Source organism: Inhella proteolytica (assembly GCF_016093275.1).
Taxonomy (GTDB): Bacteria; Pseudomonadota; Gammaproteobacteria; order Burkholderiales; family Burkholderiaceae_C; genus Inhella; species Inhella proteolytica.
The window spans coordinates 1-18204 of record NZ_JAEDAK010000001.1 but is presented as its reverse complement, the minus strand read 5'-3'; the positions used below and the strand labels follow the sequence as shown (position 1 = coordinate 18204).

Here is an 18204-nt window from a genome sequence, read left to right as displayed (position 1 = left end):
GCCTTCAATTGCCCCCGCTGCGAAAGCGCTCCAGCGCAATGCCATGCCGGTGCAGCTTGTCGTACAGCGTTTTCTTGGGCACACCCAGGGTCTCGATGACGCGCTGCACATTGCCGCCCTGGCGCGTCAGCGCCTGTTCGATCAAGGCCTTCTCCACCAGCTCCACCTGCTGGGCCAGAGAGAGTGCTCCGTTCTCGGGCGCGCCGGGGATGACGACCTCGCTGCCGCCCTCCAGCACATAGCGGTCGGCGGCGTTGCGGATCTCGCGCACATTGCCCGGCCAGTCGTGCCCCATCAGTTCGCGCAGCTTGGCCGGGTGCAGCTCGGGGCGTTCGCAGCCGTAGCGCTCGGCGGCCTGCACCATGAAGTGCTCGAACAGCAGCGGGATGTCCTCGCGGCGCTGGCGCAGCGGCGGCAGCTCCAGCACGGCCACGTTGAGGCGGTAGTACAGGTCGGCGCGGAACTTGCCCTCGTCGCTCAGGGCCAGCAGGTCGGACTTGGTGGCGGCCACCACGCGCACATCCAGCTTCACTTCCTCGTTCGAACCCAGGCGCTCCAGCTTGCGCTCCTGCAGCACGCGCAGCAGCTTGATCTGCAGCGTGATCGGCATGGTCTCGATCTCATCCAGCAGCAGGGTGCCGCCATTGGCGTGCTCCAGCTTGCCGATGCGCCGCTTGGCGGCCGAGGTGAAGGCGCCGCTCTCGTGGCCGAGCAGCTCGCTCTCGAACAGGGTCTCCGGCAGGCCGCCGCAGTTGATGGCGACGAAGTGGCGGTCGCGGCGCTTGCTGTGGTCGTGCAGGCAGCGCGCCACCAGCTCCTTGCCGGTGCCGGTCTCGCCCAGGATCATCACGTCGGCATTGGTGTTGGCCAGGCGCAGGATGCGCGCCCGCACCTGCTCCATGGCCGGGCTGCGGCCCAGCAGCACGGCCTCGATGCCGCTCTTGGCCTGCAGCTGCTCGCGCAGATCGTCCACCGCGGCGCGCAGCAGGCGCTTTTCGATGGCGCGCTGCACCGTGTCGACGAAGCGCTCGGGCGAGAACGGCTTCTCGATGAAGTCGTAGGCGCCGATGCGCATCGCGCGCACCGCCATCGCCACGTCGCCATGCCCCGTCACCAGCACCACCGGCAGGGTCGCGTCCAGCAGCAGCAGGCGCTCCAGCAGGGCCACGCCGTCCATGCCGGGCAGGCGCACATCGCTCACCACCACCGAGGGCTGGCCGGGCACGAAGGCGGCCAGCAGGGCCTCGGCCGACTCGAAGGCGCGCACGTTCAGCCCGGCCAACTCCAGGGTCTGCACCAGGCTCTCGCGCACCTGGGGGTCGTCCTCCACATAGAGAACCTCGAAGCCTTCAAACATGGTTCTTTTCCTCCGCCGCGGCGGGCGCGGCTTCCAAATCAAAACGGAACTCGGTGCCTTCGGGGCTGGAGCTGGCCTGCAAGTTGCCGCCGAACTCGCGCACGATCTGCGCCGAGATCACCAGGCCCAGGCCCAGGCCCTGCCCGGCCGGCTTGGTGGTGAAGAAGGGCTCGAACAGGCGCTCCTGCGCCTCGGGGCTCAGGCCCGGGCCGGTGTCGCGCACGGCCACGTGGATGCGCGTGTCCTCGGCCCAGGCTCGCACCTGCAGCCGGCGCTCGGCGCGGTTCTGCAGGGCGTCCATGGCGTCGATGGCATTGCCCATCAGGTTGACCAGCACCTGCTCCAGCCGCGTGCCGTCGCAGCGCACGTTCAGGCGCTCGGAAATCTGCAGCTGCAGCTCCACGCCGGCCTCGCGGATGCGGTGCTCCAGCAGCAGCTGGGCATTGCCTACCGCATGGGCCAGGCGCACCACCTCGCCCTGGCCGCTGGCGCGGCGCGCAAAGCTCTTGAGCTGGCTGGTGATGCGCGCCATGCGCTCCACCGCGCCTTCGATGTTGCCGAGGTTGCGGCGCGCGTCGTCCAGGCGGCCGGCGTCCATCAGGCGCACGGTGTTGCCCGAAAGCGCGCGCAGGGCGGTGAGCGGCTGGTTCACCTCGTGGGCGATGCCGGCCGAGAGCTGGCCCAGCACGGCCATCTTGCCGGCCTGCACCAGTTCGTCCTCGGCGCGCACGCGCTGCTCGAACTCGCGCTTGAGCTCGGCATTGGCGGCGCGCAGCTCGGCGGTGCGGTCCCACACCTGCTGCTCCAGCTCGTCGCGGGCGCGCTGCAGCTCGTTGCGGGCGCGCAGCAGCTGGGCCACCGCCCGGCGCCGGTACAGATAGTAGGTGGCCAGCAGGCCGATCAGCCCCCCCAGGGCCGCTCCACCCCAGGCCGCGCGGCCGGCCTCGCGCTGCACCTCGGAAGGGTCGGAGAGCGTCATCAGGCGCAGGCCCAGGGCCATCACCGGGCGGTCCTGCGCCAGCCAGTGCTGGCCAGGGCGCTCGTCCTCGGGCGGCTGCAGGCGCAGCAGCTGGCCGCCGCGCACCGCGCCCTCGCGCTCGGCCCAGCGCAGGGTCTGCAGCGCCTTGGCGGGGTAATGCAGGGTGTCCTCGGGCGCCAGGCGCGGCCAGGTGGCGCGGTCCAGCCCCTGCACCAGGCGCAGGTACTTCCACTGCGGCACCGAGCTCATGATGAGTACGTCGTTGGCATCCAGCACCAGCAGCTTTTCGCTGCGCGAGCGCACGCCCAGGTCCACCCAGGTGGCCTCCAGCGGCGCCAGATTGATGCGCACCACCACCTGGCCCAGGGTCTTGCCGCCGCGCTGCACGGTGCTGGCGTGGAAGAAGTCGGTGGTGCCGCTGCCATCGCCGGCGGCAAAGAAGCCGGGGCGGCCGGCGCGCAGGGCGGCGGCAATGCGCTCCAGGCGCTCGCGCTCCAGCACCTCCAGCGGCAGCGCGGCACTGCCCAGGCGCCAGTGGCCGTCGGCATCCACCAGATAGATCAGCAGCGAGCCGGCACGCGCATTGATCTGCGCCAGCCGGCGCTGCGCGCGCTGCAGCAGCTCCGGGTGGTCGCTCTGGAAGGCGGCCATCACCTCGTCGTTCAGGCTTACCAGCGCGGGCAGCTGCGCCAGCCGGCCCAGCTCGCCCTCCAGCGTGCCGGCGTACAGCTCCAGGCGCTCCACGGCCAGCTCGGCCAGGCGCTCCAGGCCGGCGCGCTCGCTCAGGCGATAACTCAGGGAAAACCCAAGTGCCGCCAGTGCCAGCGTGGCCGCGGTGGCCAGTGCCACCACATTGGCCAGCAGCAGACGGGAGAAGGGACGCAGGGTGCCGTGGCTCATCTAGGGTTATTACGCAGGCGGTGGTTCACACGGTCCGGAGGGGTCGAGTGTGGCTTCCCGCACCGCTGGCGGCAACGCCGCGACGCGCCTCCCATGGAGAGAAGGGCTGTGAGCGGAGGTTTCGGGTTGGCACGCAATCTGCAATGCAGAAGCACATCACATGCCCGGTGGCGGGTGGAAGCCTTGAAACCATGGAAGTCTTTATCCAACAACTGATCAATGGCCTGGTGCTGGGGAGCATGTACGCGCTCGTCGCCCTGGGCTACACGATGGTCTACGGCATCATCAACCTCATCAATTTCGCCCACGGCGAGATCCTGATGATTGGTGCGCTGACGAGCTGGACCGTCATCGGCGCGCTGGCCGGCTCGGGCCTGCCCGGCTGGGCCCTGATGATCGTGGCCCTGTGCTGCGCCATCGTGGTCTGCTGCGCTGTCAACTTCACGATCGAGAAGATCGCCTACCGGCCGCTGCGCAGCGCGCCGCGCCTGGCGCCCCTGATCACCGCCATGGGCATGAGCCTGCTGCTGCAAACGCTCGCCATGGTGATCTGGAAGCCGAACCCCAAGCCCTTCCCGCTGCTGCTGCCCACCGAGCCCTTCAATCTGGGCGGCCCGGTGATCTCGGTGACCCAGGTGCTGATCCTGGCCACCACCGGCATCCTGCTGGCCGCCCTGATGTGGCTGGTGAACAAGACCAAGCTGGGCCGCGCCATGCGCGCCACGGCCGAGAACCCCAAGGTCGCCTCGCTGATGGGCGTCAAGCCCGACTTCGTGATCTCGGCCACCTTCGTCATCGGTGCCGCGCTGGCCGCCGTGGCCGGCCTGATGTGGGCCGCCAACTACGGCACCGCGCAGCACACCATGGGCTTCATGCCCGGCCTGAAGGCCTTCACGGCCGCGGTGCTGGGTGGCATCGGCAATCTGGCCGGGGCGATGGTGGGCGGCATCCTGCTCGGCCTCATTGAAGCCATCGGCGCGGGCTACCTGGGTGAACTGACCGGCGGCGTGCTGGGCAGCCACTACGCCGACATCTTTGCCTTCGTGGCCCTGATCCTCGTCCTCACGCTGCGCCCCTCCGGCCTGCTGGGCGAACGTGTCGCCGACCGTGCTTGAGGTCTCCAACATGAACAAGAAACTTGCCGTCTTTCTCTCCAGCGCCGTCGCGCTGCTGGTGCTGCCGCTGATCGCGCAGCAATTCGGTTCCGGCCCGGTGCGCATCCTCGACACCGCCCTGCTCTACGTGATGCTGGCCCTGGGCCTGAACATCGTGGTGGGCTATGCCGGCCTGCTGGACCTGGGCTATGTGGCCTTCTACGCGGTGGGCGCCTACATGTTCGCCCTGCTCTCCAGCCCGCATCTGGCCGAGAACTTCCCCGCCATCGCGGCGATGTTCCCGAACGGCCTGCACATGCCGCTCTATGTGGTGATCCCGCTCGGCGCCGGCCTGGCCGCGCTGGCCGGGGTGGTGCTTGGCGCGCCCACGCTGAAGCTGCGCGGTGACTACCTGGCCATCGTGACCCTGGGCTTCGGCGAAATCATCCGCGTCTTCATGAACAACCTGGAGCACCCGGTCAACCTGACCAACGGGCCCCGGGGCATCGGCCAGATCGACTCGATCTCGGTGTTCGGCGTCGCGCTCTCGCAGAAGACCTCGCTGTTCGGCATCGAGCTGCCCGGCGTGACCCTTCACTACTACCTGTTCCTGGCGCTCGTCGTGGCTTCGGTGCTGATCTGCTGGCGCCTGGAGAACTCGCGCATCGGCCGCGCCTGGATGGCCATCCGCGAAGACGAGATCGCCGCCAAGGCCATGGGCATCAACACCCGCAACCTCAAGCTCTTGGCCTTCGGCATGGGCGCCACCTTCGGCGGCGTGGCCGGCTCGATGTTCGCGGGCTTCCAGGGCTTCGTGAGCCCCGAGTCCTTCAGCCTGCAGGAGTCGGTGCTGATCGTCGCCATGGTGGTGCTGGGTGGCATGGGCCATCTGCCCGGCGTGGTGCTGGGCGCCCTGCTGCTGGCCGCCCTGCCCGAGGTGCTGCGCTATGTGGCCGGTGACATCCAGACCCTGACGGACGGCCGCATCGACGCCGCCATCCTGCGCCAGGCCCTGGTGGCCCTGGCCATGATCGTCATCATGCTGATGCGCCCGCGCGGCCTGTGGCCCGCACCCGAGCATGGCAAGCCGGCGCCCAAGAGCGCCGAGCCGGGCAAGGCCACCGAGGCCAACGCCGCCATCGCCACCGCCACCCGCTAAGGACTCTCCATGAACAGCAACACCATCCTCAAGGTGCAGGGTGCGAGCAAGCGCTTCGGCGGCGTGCAGGCCCTGTCGGACGTCGGCATCACCATCGAGAAAGGCCAGGTGGTCGGCCTGATCGGCCCCAACGGCGCCGGCAAGACCACCTTCTTCAACGTCATCACCGGCCTCTACGTGCCCGACACCGGCAGCTTCGAGCTCGGCGGCACGGCCTACAAGCCGGCCGCGGTGCACCTGGTGGCCAAGGCCGGCATCGCCCGCACCTTCCAGAACATCCGCCTCTTCCCCGAGATGACGGCGGTCGAGAACGTCATGGTGGGACGCCATGTGCGCACGCACAGCGGCCTGCTCGGCGCCGTGTTCCGCACGCCCGCCTTCAAGGCCGAGGAGAAGGCCATCGAGGCGCGTGCCCGCGAGCTGCTGGATTACGTGGGCATCGGCCGCCATGCCGACTTCCGCGCCCGCACGCTGAGCTATGGCGACCAGCGCCGTCTGGAAATCGCCCGCGCCCTGGCCACCGACCCCCAGCTCATTGCCCTGGACGAGCCGGCCGCCGGCATGAACCAGACCGAGAAGGTGGTGCTGCGCGAGCTGATCGACCGCATCCGCAAGGACGGCCGCACCATCCTCTTGATCGAGCACGACGTGAAGCTGGTGATGGGCCTGTGCGACCGCGTCACCGTGCTGGACTACGGCAAGCCCATCGCCGAGGGTACGCCCGCCGAAGTCCAACGCAATCCCAAAGTCATCGAGGCCTATCTGGGCGCGGGGCACTGAACATGAGCAAGACGCAAACCCTCCTCCAAGTCGAAAAGCTCAAGGTCGCCTACGGCGGCATCCAGGCCGTCAAGGGCGTGAGCTTTGAAGTGCGCGAAGGCGAGCTGGTCTCGCTGATCGGGGCCAACGGCGCCGGCAAGACGACGACGCTCAAGGCCGTCACCGGCCTGCAGTCGATCGCCGATGGCGACGTCAAGTACCTGGGCCGCAGCATCCGTGGCCAGGGCCCCTGGGAACTGGCCAAGCAGGGCCTGGTGATGGTGCCCGAGGGCCGCGGCACCTTCACGCGCATGACCATCGTCGAGAACCTGCAGATGGGCGCCTATACCCGCAATGACAAGGACGGCATTGCCGCCGACATGGAGCGCGTGTTCGCCTTCTTCCCGCGCCTGCTGGAGCGGCGCGACCAGCTGGCCGGCACCATGTCCGGCGGCGAGCAGCAGATGCTGGCCATGGGCCGCGCGCTGATGGCCCGCCCCAAGGTGCTGCTGCTGGACGAGCCCTCGATGGGCCTCTCGCCCATCATGGTGGACAAGATCTTCGAGGTCGTGAACGAGATTCACAGCCAAGGTGTAACTGTTTTGCTCGTGGAGCAGAACGCCAGTCGCGCCTTGCAACTGGCCAACCGCGGCTACGTGATGGAATCCGGCCTCGTCAGCATGACCGGCTCCGGCCAGGACCTGCTGACCGACCCCAAGGTCCGCGCCGCCTATCTGGGCGAGTAAGACCCCAGACCCCCGCGAACCCCAAGAGCCCATCCAACCGAGGACACGTCATGCCGCAAACGACCCCCACCCAAACCTCCAACACGCGCCGCAACCTGCTGGTGGGCGCCGGCCTGCTCGGCCTGGCCGGCGTGGGGGCGTACCTCATGATGCCGGGCTCGGCCAAGAGCATCCGCATCGGCGTGGGCCAGCCCCTCAGCGGCCCGCTGGCCGCCCTGGGCAAGGACATGCTGCAGGGCGCGCAGCTGGCGGCCGAGCAGATCAACAAGGCCGGCGGCGTGAAGGTGGGCGACAAGCGCATCCCGATCGAGATCTTCAGCGCCGACGACAAGGCCGATGCCAAGGCCGGTGAGGCCGCCGCGCAGCAGCTCGTCAGCCAGCAGGTGCTGGCCGCCATCGCCCACCTGAACTCGGGCGTGAGCATTGCCGCTGCGCCCATCTACGCCAAGGCCGGCGTGGTGCAGCTGGCCATCTCCACCAAGCCGCAGTACACCCAGCTGGGCCTGCCCACCACGCTGCGCCTGGTGGCCAACGACGACATGCAGGCCCTCGCGCTGGCCCAGTTCGCGCGCGAAAAGCTCGGCGCCAAGCGCATCGTCACGCTGCACGACGGCACGCCCTACGGCAAGGGCCTGATCGACGCGGTGGCCAACTCGCTGATCCGCTCGGGCACCGGCGCCATCGCCCAGCAGGTGGTGGACGACAAGACCACCGACTTCAAGGCCGCGGTGGCCGCCTTCGTGCAGGCCAAGCCCGACCTGCTGATCACCACGGTGGCCGACTTCCAGGTCGAGGCCCTGATCCAGCAGCTCAGCGCCGCCGGCCTGCCCGACCTGCCCGTGCTGGGCAGCGACACCATCAAGACCCCGCGCCTGCAAAGCGCCGAGCTCGGCAACCGCGCGCTCTACGCCAGCACGCCCATCGTGGCGGCCCAGGAGTTCCTGGGCGGCAAGGAGTTCCTGGCCGCCTACCGTGAGCGCTTTGGTGGCGAGCCCTACTACGCCGCCCACTACGCCTTCGACGCCGTGCACCTGGTGGCCGACGCCCTCAGCCGCAATGGCAACCTGGACCGCACCAAGCTGCTGGAGCGCCTCAAGACCTTCGAAGGCAATGCGCCCGTCACCAGCATGATGCGCATGAACGAGGACGGCGAGCAGCGCAGCGGGGCGGTGGGCATCTATCAGATGCGCAAAGGCCAGTGGGAATTGACCGTGCGTTCTGGCCGTTGGTAAGGAGTTGCGCGCTGGCCTGCTGCAAGCGGCTGCTCGCTCACGCTCTTGCGCATTGTTGCGAGCCGGTTGAGCAGGCTTGAGAGAGCCCGCCGGGATGTCGTCCCGGCAGCCGACCTACTTTCTTGCTCGTGCAAGAAAGTAGGCAAAGAACACGCGCCCGCTCCGCTGTCCCCGGCCTGCGGCCGGGGATTCCCTGCGCTGCTCGCGTCTTGGGGCTGCAGGGCGGAACGCACTGCGTTCGCTTCGCTCTCTCCGTTTGAACGGCCGCCCTGAGCCAGAAGTGGATGCGCGCTGCGCGCGCGCCCCAAGCCGCTGTGCTGCTCGGCAGCTACGAAGGGCGAGCAGCCAACAGCCGAACAGCCGGGAAACGGCGCCATGGCTGAAGTCCGGGCTGTTCGATATTCGGCTGTTGGCTGCTGCCCCTATGCAGGTGCCGAGCAGCACAGCAATGCTGGGCGGTGTGCGGCACGCACGCCCACCCAACTGACTCGGCCCAACTGTCTGAGCGGAGTGCGCGAAGCGAACGCAGCGAGTTTTGGGCCGGCCCAGCATTTCGCGCAGCGCAGGGGACCCGGCCGCAGGCCGGGCGCCGGAATCGGGGCCGTGTTCTTTGCTTCCTTTCTTGCACGAGCAAGAAAGGAAGTCGCCTGCCGGGGCGAAATCCCGGCGGGCTCTCTCGAACACCACCATGCCAGTGGCGCTGAACTACGTTTGGCTAAGGGCTTGGGCGGCGCCGTCCAGCGCGGCCAGCGTGTCGGTGATGAGCGGCGTCGGAATTGCCGCCATGTATTCCCGATAGCGCCCCTTGGCCTCGAAACGCTCGCGGAAAGCCGAGCGCTCGAAGCGCGCGCCCAGGCGGGGCACGATGCCGCCGCCGATGAAGAGGCCGCCACGGGCGCCGAAGGTCAGCGCCACGGAGCCGGCGAAGCTGCCCAGCATGGCGCAGAAGGTCTCGATGGTGCGCACTGCCACGGCATCGTCGTCGGCCAGGGCGCGTTCCAGGATCCAGGGGGCGTCGACATCGGCCACGGCGCGTTGGCCTTGCACCTCGGCCACGCAGTGATACAGCAGCGGCAGGCCGATGCCGGAGAGGAAGCGCTCGGCCGACACATGGGCATGCGTGCGGCGTGCCACGCGCAGCAGGTCGGCCTCGAAGTCATCGGCCGCGGCCAGGGTGGCGTGGCCGCCCTCACCGGCCAGCGCCAGCCAGCCCTTGCCACCCGCCGCGTTGGGCAGCAGGCCGCCCACGCCCAGGCCGGTGCCGGGGCCCACCACGGCCACCGGCAAGTCCCAGCGCGGCGCACCGCCTCCCAGGGGCTGCCACTGGCCGGCGCGCAGGCGCGGCAGCGAAAGGGCCAGGGCTTCGAAATCGTTCAACACGCACAGGCGCTCCAGCCCCAGCGCGGCACTCAGCTCGGCTTGCGAAAAGCTCCAGCCGCTGTTCGTGAATCGCACCTGGTCGCCCGTCACCGGTGTGGCCAAGGCCAGCGCGGCACTGCGGGGCTGGCTGGATGCGCCGCCCGGCAGCGCGCCCAGGCTCAAACCGGCCAGATAGGCGCGCGCGGCGTCGAGCAGGCTGGGGTACTCGGCCACCGCCAGGGTGCGGATGTGCTGCGGCGCCTGATCGGCCGCGGCCACCCAGGCAAAACGCGCGTTGCTGCCGCCCACATCGGCCAGCAGCCAAGGGAAGGGGGCGGACGGGAGGGCCGGGTTTGAAGACATGGATTGGCTTGGAAGGGCCGCTACAAAGTCAGCACGGTAGCAAAACTACATTGCCTCGGCAATGCGCGACGACCCTCAAGGGCGAAATTCCCTGCAAACACCATCCATCGGCACCATCTCAGTGCATCAAGCCCTGACGAATGTATGTAGTTTGCCTACAGTCTGACCCGGTCAAACCCTTCCGGCCAGGGCCGCTGGCAGCTTCCATAATCGGCCGGTTTTTGCGTCCGCCGTTCCCTGGATTCCTTCGCGCATGAGCTTCGACAGTCCCCGTCTGCTGGCCGACATCGGCGGCACCTACGCCCGCTTTGCGCTGGAAACCGAACCCGGTCAGTTCGAGCAGATGGTTTCGCTGCGTTGCGCCGACCACGCCGACTTCCACGCCGCCGTGCGCAGCTACCTGGATGGCCTGCCGCCCGGCACCGGCGAGATCGCCCACGCGGCCGTCGCCATCGCCAACCCGGTGGAAGGCGACCGGGTGCGCATGACGAACTACCACTGGCAGTTCTCCATCGAGGAAATGCGCCAGCGCCTGGGTTTCGACACCCTGGTGGTGGTGAACGACTTCACCGCCCTGGCCATGGCCCTGCCGCGCCTGCGCCGCGAAGACAAGCACCAGATCGGCGGCGGCCAGGCGGTGCCCAACAGCGTGGTCGGCCTGCTGGGTTCGGGCACCGGCCTCGGTGTCTCCGGCCTGATCCCCAGCGGCGACGGCTGGATCGCCCTGGGCACCGAGGGCGGCCACACCAGCTTCTCGCCGCGCGACGAGCGCGAAATCGCCATCCTGCGCCACGCCTGGCGCGAGCACGCGCATGTCTCCTTCGAGCGCCTGTGCTCGGGCACCGGCATGGCCCTGATCTACCGCGCGCTGGCCGAACTGCATGGCCAGGCCGCCCCGCCGCGCCAAGCGCCCGAAATCACCCAAGCCGCGCTGGAAGAGAACGACCCGCTGTGCCTGGAGACCCTGGAGGTCTTCTGCGCGCTGCTGGGCACCGCGGCCGGCAACCTGGCCGTCACGCTCGGCGCCACCGGCGGCATCTTCGTGGGCGGCGGCATCGTGCCGCGCCTGGGCAGCTACTTCGAGCGCTCGCCCTTCCGCCGCCGCTTCGAGGAACGCGGCCGCTTCAGCGACTACGTGGCCGCCATCCCCACCTACGTCATCACCGCCGAGGAAGCCACCTTCAAGGGCGCCTCGGCCATCCTGGAAGCGCAGCTCAAGAAGCTGCACGGCAGCGCCGACACCATCCTGGCCCAGGTGCGCCGCGCCAAGCCCCAGCTCACCCCGGCCGAGCAGCGCGTGGCCGAGCAGGTGCTGGCACGCCCGCGCGCCCTGCTCTCTGATCCGATCGCCGAGATCGCCAAGGCCGCCGGCGTCAGCCAGCCCACCGTCATCCGCTTCTGCCGCAGCCTGGGCTGCGAGGGCCTTTCCGATTTCAAGCTGCGCCTGGCCTCCAGCCTCACCGGCACCGTGCCCGTCACCCACACCCAGGTGACGGAGGACGACAGCATGGTCGAGCTCGGCTCCAAGGTGCTGGGCAACACCGCCAGCGCCATCCTGCAGGTGCGCAGCCAGATCAACCGCGAGACGATTGACCGCGCCACCGACCTGCTGGTGCAGGCCAAGCGCATCGAATGCTTCGCCAGCGGCCACTACAGCGTCGTGGCGGCGGACGCCCAGTTCAAGTTCCTGCGCTTCGGCGTGCCCGCCAGCAGCCACACCGAACCGCGCCTGCAGCACCTGGCCGCGCGCGTGCTCGGCCCGGGCGATGTGGCCCTGCTCATCAGCGCCGCCGGCCGCCTGCCCGAGCTGCTGGACGTGGCCGAGCAGGCGCGCCTGCGCGGCGCCAAGGTCATCGCCATCACCGCCAACCAGAGCCCGCTGGCCCGCAAGGCCGATGTGGCCCTGCTGGTGGACCACGCCGAAGACCCCAGCACCCAGCTGCCCATGGTGGGCCGCATCCTGCACCTGCTGGTCATCGACATCCTGGCCGTGGGCCTGGCCATGCGCCGCGGCGGCGCCCCCGAGGCCCTGGCCACGCTGGACGAACCCGCCGCCCCGCCCACCCGCGCCGCGCGCGCCACCGCCCCCGGCGTGAGCCTGGCCACGCCCCTGGCCTCGCTCACCACGCACAGCCGCGGCAGCTGATGGCCTCGCTGCTGCGGCGCGCGCTGCTGCTGGGCCCGCTCACCGCAGCACTCGGCTCGGCCGCCGCCGAACCCCGCCTGCTGCGCGTCTGCGCCAACGCCGCCCTGGGCGCGCCCGAGGGCGATGCCACGCCCTATCTGCTGATGCGGCGCGTGCAGGAACTGCTGCCGCAGCTGCGCTTCCAGTTCAGCCCCCTGCCCTGGGCGCGCTGCCTGCAGGAAGCCGGCCAGGGCCGCTTCGACGCCGTGCTCTCCGCCAGCCACACGCCCGAGCGCGCGCTGCACCTGCGCTACCCGCTCAGCCCCCAGGGCGAGCCCGACGAACACAAGCGCCTGTTCCAGATCGGCTACGCCCTGCTGCGCCGCAAGGGCAGCGGCGTGCAATGGGACGGCCAGCTCTTCAGCGGCACCGGGCCGCGTGCGGGTGAAGGCCTGGGCGCCGAACGCGGCTACTCGGTGGTGCAGTTCGCGCGCGAGCGCGGCGCCCATGTGGAAGAGCGCAACACCGTCACCGCCCTGCTGGAAAGCCTGCGCCTGCAGCGCGTGCAGGGTGCGCTGCTGAACCAGGAACACGCCGCCCAGCTGCTGTCAGAAGCGCAGTGGGCGCGCGACTTCGAACTCGGCGGCCCTGCCCTGGCCACGCGGCCCTACTTCCTGCCCTTCAACGCCACGCTGGCCGAACGCGAGCCGGCCCTGGTGCAAACAGTGTGGGACGCAATCGAGAAGGTGCGCCGCAGCCCCGCCTTCGCGCAGGAGTTCTCGCTCGGACTCAGCTCGGGCCAGCGGCGCGATCTAAAGCCCTGATCAAGGGCTCCAGCGCGTCGGGCGCGAGCCGCTGCGCCGCCAGCGGCAGCAGGGCCTGCATCAGGCCGCGGTAGAGCTCGGCATCCCGCCCCTGCAGGGCCTGCAGATGCGCCGCCAGCACCGCCACATCGCCCCGCGCCATGGGGCCCGAGAGCGCCCCCGCCAGCCCACGCGCCTGCGCTGCGCGCAGCGTGCCCTGCGCCAGCGGCGCCAGCGCCTCCCAGGCCTGTTCGGGCGTGCAGCCCAGCGCCTGGGCCGCCTGGCGGGCGGCCAGGTCCAGCGGTGCCAGCAGGCTTGACGCCGCGGCATTCGCCGCCGCGTGGTAGCGGGCGCGCTGCCCGGCTTGCAGGTGCAGGGGCTGCGCGCTCAAGGTGCCGGCCAACGCATCGAGCGCTTCACGCCAGGGGGCATCGGCCTCGATGCCGATGCGGATGCCTGCAAAGGCCTGCAGCGCCGCTTCAGGGCTCGGCAGCGGGTCGGCCATCAGCTGCAGCGGGTGAAAGCCCGCCACCGCCGCGCCGGCGGCGCGGGCGGCTGCCAACGCGCTCAGTTCGGTGGCGCCGCTGCAATGCAACGCCAGCTGGCCGGCACGCCAGGGCAAGGCGGCGCACAGGGGCTCGATGGCGGCATCGCGCACGCACAGGAACACCCAATCGGCGGCGGCCACCGCCTCGGCGGGGCTGAGCACGGGCAGGCCCAGCGCCATGGCCAGGGGCCGCGCCTTCTCGGCATCCCGCGCCCCCAGCGCCTGCACCGGCTGGCCCAGGGCCGCCAGCGCCAGGCCCAGATGCGCCGCGGTGCGTCCGGCACCGATCAGCGCAATCCGCGACATCAGAACGCCGCGATGCCTGTTTGCGCGCGGCCCAGGATGAGGGCGTGGATGTCATGCGTGCCCTCGTAGGTGTTCACCACCTCCAGGTTCACCAGGTGGCGGGCGATGCCGAACTCGTCGCTGATGCCATTGCCACCCAGCATGTCGCGCGCCATGCGGGCGATGTCCAGCGCCTTGCCGCAGCTGTTGCGCTTCATGATGGAAGTGATCTCCACGGCCGCCGTGCCCTCGTCCTTCATGCGGCCCAGGCGCAGGCAGCCTTGCAAGCCCAGGGTGATCTCGGTCTGCATGTCCGCCAATTTTTTTTGCACCAGCTGGTTCGCCGCCAGGGGCTTGCCGAACTGCTTGCGGTCCAGCGTGTACTGGCGCGCGGTGTGCCAGCAGGCCTCGGCCGCACCCAGCGCGCCCCAGGCAATGCCGTAGCGCGCGCTGTTCAGGCAGGTGAAGGGGCCCTTGAGGCCGCGCACCTCGGGGAAGGCGTTTTCCTCGGGGCAGAACACCGATTCCATGACGATCTCGCCGGTGATGCTGGCGCGCAGGCCCACCTTGCCGTGGATGGCCGGGGCGCTGAGGCCCTTCCAACCCTTTTCCAGCACGAAGCCGCGGATCTGGCCGCCGTCGTCCTTGGCCCAGACCACGAACACATCGGCGATCGGGCTGTTGGTGATCCACATCTTCGAGCCCGTCAGCTCGTAGCCGCCGTCCACCTTGCGGGCGCGCGTCACCATCGAGCCCGGGTCCGAGCCGTGGTTGGGCTCGGTCAGGCCGAAGCAGCCGATCCACTCCCCGGTGGCGAGCTTGGGCAGGTACTTGCGCTTCGTGGCCTCATTGCCGAATTCAAAGATCGGCACCATCACCAGCGAGGACTGCACGCTCATCATCGAGCGGTAGCCGGAGTCGATGCGCTCCAACTCGCGCGCCACCAGGCCGTAGCAGACGTAGTTCAGGCCGGCGCCGCCGTACTCGGTGGGGATGGTGGGGCCCAGCAGGCCCAGCTCGCCCATCTCGCGAAAGATCGCCGCGTCCGTCTTCTCGTGGCGGAAGGCCTCCAGCACGCGCGGCGCCAGGCGCTCCTGGCAGTAGGCCGCCGCGGCGTCGCGCACCATGCGCTCGTCGTCGGTGAGCTGGCTGTTCAGCAGCAGCGGGTCGTCCCAGTGAAAGCTTGCCTTGGTGGCCATGGTGGGTTCCTTGAATGGGGTGGCGCCTGAAGTGGGGGCGGGCGCAAAGGCTGCCAGTATTGCCGCCCGCCACGATTCGTGTCCAATTCAGAAAACCACTGCACCGATAGGTCGCGCAAATGAACACCCCCACCCGCGCGCTGGAGTTCCGCCACCTGCGCTGCTTCGCCGCCCTGGCCGAGGAGCTGCACTTCGGCCGCGCCGCGCAGCGCCTGGCCATCTCGCAGCCGCCGCTCTCGGTCGCCATCCAGCAGCTCGAAGCCCTGGTGGGCGCTCGCCTCTTTGAGCGCGACAGCAAAGGCGTGCGCCTGACCCCCGCCGGCACCGCCTTCCGCACGAGCGCTTTAGGCCTGCTGGAGCGCGCCGAGGCCGCCTGTGCCTTGGCGCGCGAGGTGCAGGCCGGCGAACGCGGCCGTTTGCGCTTGGGCTTTGTGGGCTCCACCCTGCAGCACGGCCTGGCCGACTGGCTGCAGGCCTTTGCCAAGGCCCACCCGCGCGTGGAAGTGGTGGTGGTGGAGCTGAACTCGCAGGACCAGATCGAGGCCCTGCTGAAGGAAGAGCTGGACCTCGGCCTGGTGCACACCGACCGCCTGCCCCCCGCGCTGGACTGCCAGCCGCTCTACCGCGAACCCTTCATGGCCTGCCTGCCCGCCAGCCACCCCGGCGCCCGCCGCCGCCAGGTCTCGCTGGAGAGCCTGGCCGACCAGCCCTTCATCCTCTTTTCCCGCAAGGGCTCGCCGGACTACCACGCCCGCATCGTCGAGATCTGCCGCCAGCACGGCTTCTACCCGCGCCTGCAGCACGAGGGGCGGCATTGGCTCTCGGTCGTCTCCCTGGTCGCCCAGGGCCTGGGCGTGTCCATCGTGCCGGCGGCCTTTGCCCGGGCGGGGATTCAGGGGGCGGTGTTCAAGCCGCTGACCGAGGAGTTGGAGCCTTCGGCGGTGTTTGCGGCTTGGCGGCGGGAGGGGGATGGGGCGTTGCGGGAGAGGTTCTTGGCGGTGCGGTCAGGTATTGCAGTTAAAACTTGAATTCATACCCATTGGACTGACGCGCAGGTGATGGATCCACCAGTTACAAGATTCCATCAACAAGGGTTAAAGCCCTGCTCCTCGCACCATTCTCGCAACGCATTGTCAATCGCGTGGCTTTCACACTGATACCACGCCTCCAACTGACCAGTTCGCGCCAGCATGGATTTTAAAACCGCATAGGCCTTGCGGCGTCGAAAGCATTCTTGGGTCGCCTGGAGCAAATTGGACACATACTCTTGCGCGAACCGAATGGCGAGGGACCGCCCCAAACGAAAATCATGTTTGTGCGGTACGGAGACATACAGACTTCCGTCGTCAATGTCTTCAGGAAACTCCTCTTCCACACCCTCGCCAGCCCAATAATTCTTCCCTGTCTCTTTGCAAACATAGGCATCGCAATCGAGTGCAGCGGCGTCAGCGGCGCTGACCCACTCCATGGCGTCGCGCAACTCGTTGAGATTGACATTAGTGCGCATGATGACCATCCGAGATCAACGTTGAAGCTGTGCCGCGAGCGGAAGCTTGCCGACGCGAGGCGGCTCGAGCGACTGGCTAGCCATCAGCACCCCGACTACCGATAGAAGAAAGAGCTTTTAGCATTACGCCTTGCATAAATTTCGTGGCCTCGACGAGCGTCATGGGCTTTGTCGGTGGGATTTTGTTACCGGCGGAATGCCGTGCGTCTAGGCCAGCAACAGACGGGCAATTTGCCGAGCGCATGAAGCGCTCGCGCTGATTGCCCGAGCAAAGGTCAAGGTTGCTCACCGTATTACCGAGGCCTTCTTCAATCTCATCAAGTATGCGATACAGACGAGGCCAAGTTCTGGCCTCGTCAGCCCACAGGATCATTGCAATTGTGAGCGCCTTGTTCTGCATCGAGGCGGTCGCTAGCGCTTGCGCCTGGGTAGGACCGGTCGCTCCGTCCAGATTGGCTCGAACTTTCGAAAAGATTGTCAGTTCAGCAACCATGCCAGATGCAAAAGCATCACGCCTTCCATCGGAATGCTCCCTGTACGTTCCGGCAAGAATAGGAGTCTTGTAGTGGCCGAAAAGAAGCTTCATCGCCCCTGCAAAAATTTCTAGCCGAGCCAGAGCCAGCGCGCGAACTTCTGCGTGGTCTGCTGCCACCTCTAGCGCGGAGCCAACAATGTAGTACCGCTCGCCCTCCAGCACGACATACATATCCCCGTCTGGGAAGAATGCAGGCAGATCCTCAAGGTGGAACTTGTCGCCCGTAATCTCCACGAGCCAGCGCGGCTGATTCATTTGATGGCTAACGCTCGCGGTAAGCCGCGCAGTAGTGCGAAGCACGGAGGGCCCCCACAAGCGGGGCTTGTGGGCGTTGGCTTGACCAACCAGTTAGGCATCATTCGCTGCCTTTGAATGAGGTGGCGCGACCTCGATCAAGATTGCGTAGTGGCCGGTAGCGTTCTTGTTCTTGGATGGGATGATCTTGGTGGCGCGACACACTCTGCGAACCCGATACTTGGTTCCACTTGGCGTGACTTGGTATCTTGGGGTGATTGCAGAACCATCAATATTCGTGAAGTCCTCTGGCCTCTCATTGATTGAGGCATAGATAAGGAACGCCCGAACTGCTGGGCTCTTCGATCTGCGTTCGCCTAAGTAATCAATGTCTTGCCAAATCAAGTCTTTTCTCGATCTGCTGTGCTTGACTTCAATAACTGCCTCAACATCACCTGTGGCGTAGGAGGTTCCTCGATCCATCCGAGCTTTCTTTGCGATTGCGAGATCTGCTCTTTCGCGGGAGTCATTAGCCACACCGGATGCCAGGAATTCAGGAATGTGCCGATAGAAAACTTCAGCCTCCAGGTGACGATCAGGAAGTCTGTGCGTAAACACAAGCCGCATCAATTCCCACGCGATGGCGCCCTCGCTGATGTTTGCAGCAAGACCGAGCGTGTGCTGGGAACCCAGCCAGAAGCACAGTCCTTGAAGTGCTGGGGATGCCCAATCTGGTATCGCGACGATTTTGCCCATGATGCCTAACGTGGAGCTAACCGGCCTGCGCGCTTTTCGCAGGTCCGGTTGAGCGGAAAGTTATGTTCCTATTGCCTTGAAACCTGATGCCTTGAGGGGCATCAGGGTCAGGCCTTTAGCTTGAATGGATTCAAGCTAAAGGCCTCGTATCTTTCCCCTGCCGAATCCATCACTGCCGATGGCACGATGAACCAGGCCGGTCGAGGTGATGTCGATAAGGCTTTGGGCCAAGCGCAAGGCGATGAGCCAAGCGCCCAAGCCCGTG

At 67.9% G+C, this 18204-nt stretch carries 16 protein-coding genes; 8 read left to right on the top strand and 8 right to left on the bottom strand.

Annotation, left to right across the window (positions count from 1 at the left end; translation table 11 throughout):
* Positions 1 to 4: 4 nt before the first annotated feature.
* Complete coding sequence (locus I7X39_RS00080) at positions 5 to 1357, bottom strand: sigma-54-dependent transcriptional regulator (protein ID WP_198108915.1); 1353 nt, start codon at positions 1355 to 1357, stop codon at positions 5 to 7.
* The gene (locus tag I7X39_RS00075; protein WP_198108914.1) at positions 1350 to 3236 is read right to left on the bottom strand and encodes a sensor histidine kinase; all 1887 of its coding nucleotides are present in this window, start codon (positions 3234 to 3236) and stop codon (positions 1350 to 1352) included. Before I7X39_RS00075 ends, I7X39_RS00080 begins: the two co-directional genes overlap by 8 nt.
* Positions 3237 to 3427: 191 nt before the next feature.
* On the opposite strand from I7X39_RS00075, the gene I7X39_RS00070 reads away from it, so the two are divergent.
* From I7X39_RS00070 to I7X39_RS00050, 5 genes are read left to right on the top strand one after another with little or no spacing between them, the layout of a single operon-like run.
* Complete coding sequence (locus I7X39_RS00070; protein ID WP_198108913.1) at positions 3428 to 4351, top strand: branched-chain amino acid ABC transporter permease; 924 nt, start codon at positions 3428 to 3430, stop codon at positions 4349 to 4351.
* A gap of 10 nt (positions 4352 to 4361) precedes the next feature.
* The gene (locus I7X39_RS00065) at positions 4362 to 5489 is read left to right on the top strand and encodes an ABC transporter permease subunit (protein ID WP_198108912.1); all 1128 of its coding nucleotides are present in this window, start codon (positions 4362 to 4364) and stop codon (positions 5487 to 5489) included.
* A 9-nt stretch (positions 5490 to 5498) separates the two neighbouring features.
* Positions 5499 to 6269, top strand: a complete 771-nt coding sequence (locus I7X39_RS00060; RefSeq protein ID WP_198108911.1) for an ABC transporter ATP-binding protein — start codon at positions 5499 to 5501, stop codon at positions 6267 to 6269.
* Positions 6270 to 6271: 2 nt separating this feature from the next.
* On the top strand, positions 6272 to 6994 hold the full coding sequence (locus I7X39_RS00055; protein ID WP_198108910.1) for an ABC transporter ATP-binding protein: 723 nt from the start codon (positions 6272 to 6274) through the stop codon (positions 6992 to 6994).
* 50 nt (positions 6995 to 7044) lie between these two features.
* A complete protein-coding gene (locus I7X39_RS00050) occupies positions 7045 to 8226 on the top strand; it encodes a branched-chain amino acid ABC transporter substrate-binding protein (RefSeq protein WP_198108909.1) in 1182 nt (393 codons plus the stop codon).
* Between the two features lie 705 nt (positions 8227 to 8931).
* Here I7X39_RS00050 and glk read toward each other — a convergent pair.
* Positions 8932 to 9948 (bottom strand): glucokinase, encoded by a 1017-nt coding sequence (glk, locus tag I7X39_RS00045; RefSeq protein WP_198108908.1) that lies wholly within the window; start codon positions 9946 to 9948, stop codon positions 8932 to 8934.
* 253 nt (positions 9949 to 10201) lie between these two features.
* Here glk and I7X39_RS00040 point away from each other — a divergent pair, with 253 nt between their 5' ends.
* Complete coding sequence (locus I7X39_RS00040) at positions 10202 to 12094, top strand: glucokinase (protein ID WP_198108907.1); 1893 nt, start codon at positions 10202 to 10204, stop codon at positions 12092 to 12094.
* Positions 12094 to 12897, top strand: coding sequence for a substrate-binding periplasmic protein (locus I7X39_RS00035; RefSeq protein WP_198108906.1), 804 nt, complete (start codon positions 12094 to 12096; stop codon positions 12895 to 12897). Before I7X39_RS00040 ends, I7X39_RS00035 begins: the two co-directional genes overlap by 1 nt.
* Here the strand turns inward: I7X39_RS00035 and I7X39_RS00030 are convergent.
* Positions 12863 to 13729, bottom strand: a complete 867-nt coding sequence (locus tag I7X39_RS00030; protein ID WP_198108905.1) for a DUF2520 domain-containing protein — start codon at positions 13727 to 13729, stop codon at positions 12863 to 12865. The two genes, I7X39_RS00035 and I7X39_RS00030, sit on opposite strands and share 35 nt — an antisense overlap.
* Positions 13729 to 14907, bottom strand: a complete 1179-nt coding sequence (locus I7X39_RS00025) for an acyl-CoA dehydrogenase (protein ID WP_198108904.1) — start codon at positions 14905 to 14907, stop codon at positions 13729 to 13731. Before I7X39_RS00025 ends, I7X39_RS00030 begins: the two co-directional genes overlap by 1 nt.
* 119 nt (positions 14908 to 15026) lie before the next feature.
* Between I7X39_RS00025 and I7X39_RS00020 the strand changes: the two genes are divergently transcribed.
* Positions 15027 to 15935 (top strand): LysR family transcriptional regulator, encoded by a 909-nt coding sequence (locus I7X39_RS00020; RefSeq protein WP_310739805.1) that lies wholly within the window; start codon positions 15027 to 15029, stop codon positions 15933 to 15935.
* Positions 15936 to 15991: 56 nt separating this feature from the next.
* Here I7X39_RS00020 and I7X39_RS00015 read toward each other — a convergent pair whose 3' ends face one another.
* The 3 genes from I7X39_RS00015 to I7X39_RS00005 form a co-directional block, all read right to left on the bottom strand.
* Positions 15992 to 16414, bottom strand: a complete 423-nt coding sequence (locus tag I7X39_RS00015; protein ID WP_198108903.1) for a hypothetical protein — start codon at positions 16412 to 16414, stop codon at positions 15992 to 15994.
* A gap of 76 nt (positions 16415 to 16490) precedes the next feature.
* Positions 16491 to 17204 carry a hypothetical protein gene (locus I7X39_RS00010; RefSeq protein WP_198108902.1) on the bottom strand — a complete coding sequence of 238 codons (714 nt, stop codon included), beginning with the start codon at positions 17202 to 17204 and terminating at the stop codon, positions 16491 to 16493.
* 93 nt (positions 17205 to 17297) lie between these two features.
* Complete coding sequence (locus tag I7X39_RS00005; protein ID WP_198108901.1) at positions 17298 to 17939, bottom strand: hypothetical protein; 642 nt, start codon at positions 17937 to 17939, stop codon at positions 17298 to 17300.
* Positions 17940 to 18204 lie beyond the last annotated feature (265 nt).

Excerpts from the sequence above, each read along its gene's own strand:
- I7X39_RS00080 (WP_198108915.1), bottom strand. The coding sequence starts at position 1,357 with ATGTTTGAAGGCTTCGAGGTTCTCTATGTGGAGGACGACCCCCAGGTG.
- I7X39_RS00075 (WP_198108914.1), bottom strand. The coding sequence starts at position 3,236 with ATGAGCCACGGCACCCTGCGTCCCTTCTCCCGTCTGCTGCTGGCCAAT.
- I7X39_RS00070 (WP_198108913.1), top strand. The coding sequence starts at position 3,428 with ATGGAAGTCTTTATCCAACAACTGATCAATGGCCTGGTGCTGGGGAGC.
- I7X39_RS00065 (WP_198108912.1), top strand. The coding sequence starts at position 4,362 with ATGAACAAGAAACTTGCCGTCTTTCTCTCCAGCGCCGTCGCGCTGCTG.
- I7X39_RS00060 (WP_198108911.1), top strand. The coding sequence starts at position 5,499 with ATGAACAGCAACACCATCCTCAAGGTGCAGGGTGCGAGCAAGCGCTTC.
- I7X39_RS00055 (WP_198108910.1), top strand. The coding sequence starts at position 6,272 with ATGAGCAAGACGCAAACCCTCCTCCAAGTCGAAAAGCTCAAGGTCGCC.
- I7X39_RS00050 (WP_198108909.1), top strand. The coding sequence starts at position 7,045 with ATGCCGCAAACGACCCCCACCCAAACCTCCAACACGCGCCGCAACCTG.
- glk (WP_198108908.1), bottom strand. The coding sequence starts at position 9,948 with ATGTCTTCAAACCCGGCCCTCCCGTCCGCCCCCTTCCCTTGGCTGCTG.
- I7X39_RS00040 (WP_198108907.1), top strand. The coding sequence starts at position 10,202 with ATGAGCTTCGACAGTCCCCGTCTGCTGGCCGACATCGGCGGCACCTAC.
- I7X39_RS00035 (WP_198108906.1), top strand. The coding sequence starts at position 12,094 with ATGGCCTCGCTGCTGCGGCGCGCGCTGCTGCTGGGCCCGCTCACCGCA.
- I7X39_RS00030 (WP_198108905.1), bottom strand. The coding sequence starts at position 13,729 with ATGTCGCGGATTGCGCTGATCGGTGCCGGACGCACCGCGGCGCATCTG.
- I7X39_RS00025 (WP_198108904.1), bottom strand. The coding sequence starts at position 14,907 with ATGGCCACCAAGGCAAGCTTTCACTGGGACGACCCGCTGCTGCTGAAC.
- I7X39_RS00020 (WP_310739805.1), top strand. The coding sequence starts at position 15,027 with ATGAACACCCCCACCCGCGCGCTGGAGTTCCGCCACCTGCGCTGCTTC.
- I7X39_RS00015 (WP_198108903.1), bottom strand. The coding sequence starts at position 16,414 with ATGCGCACTAATGTCAATCTCAACGAGTTGCGCGACGCCATGGAGTGG.
- I7X39_RS00010 (WP_198108902.1), bottom strand. The coding sequence starts at position 17,204 with ATGAATCAGCCGCGCTGGCTCGTGGAGATTACGGGCGACAAGTTCCAC.
- I7X39_RS00005 (WP_198108901.1), bottom strand. The coding sequence starts at position 17,939 with ATGGGCAAAATCGTCGCGATACCAGATTGGGCATCCCCAGCACTTCAA.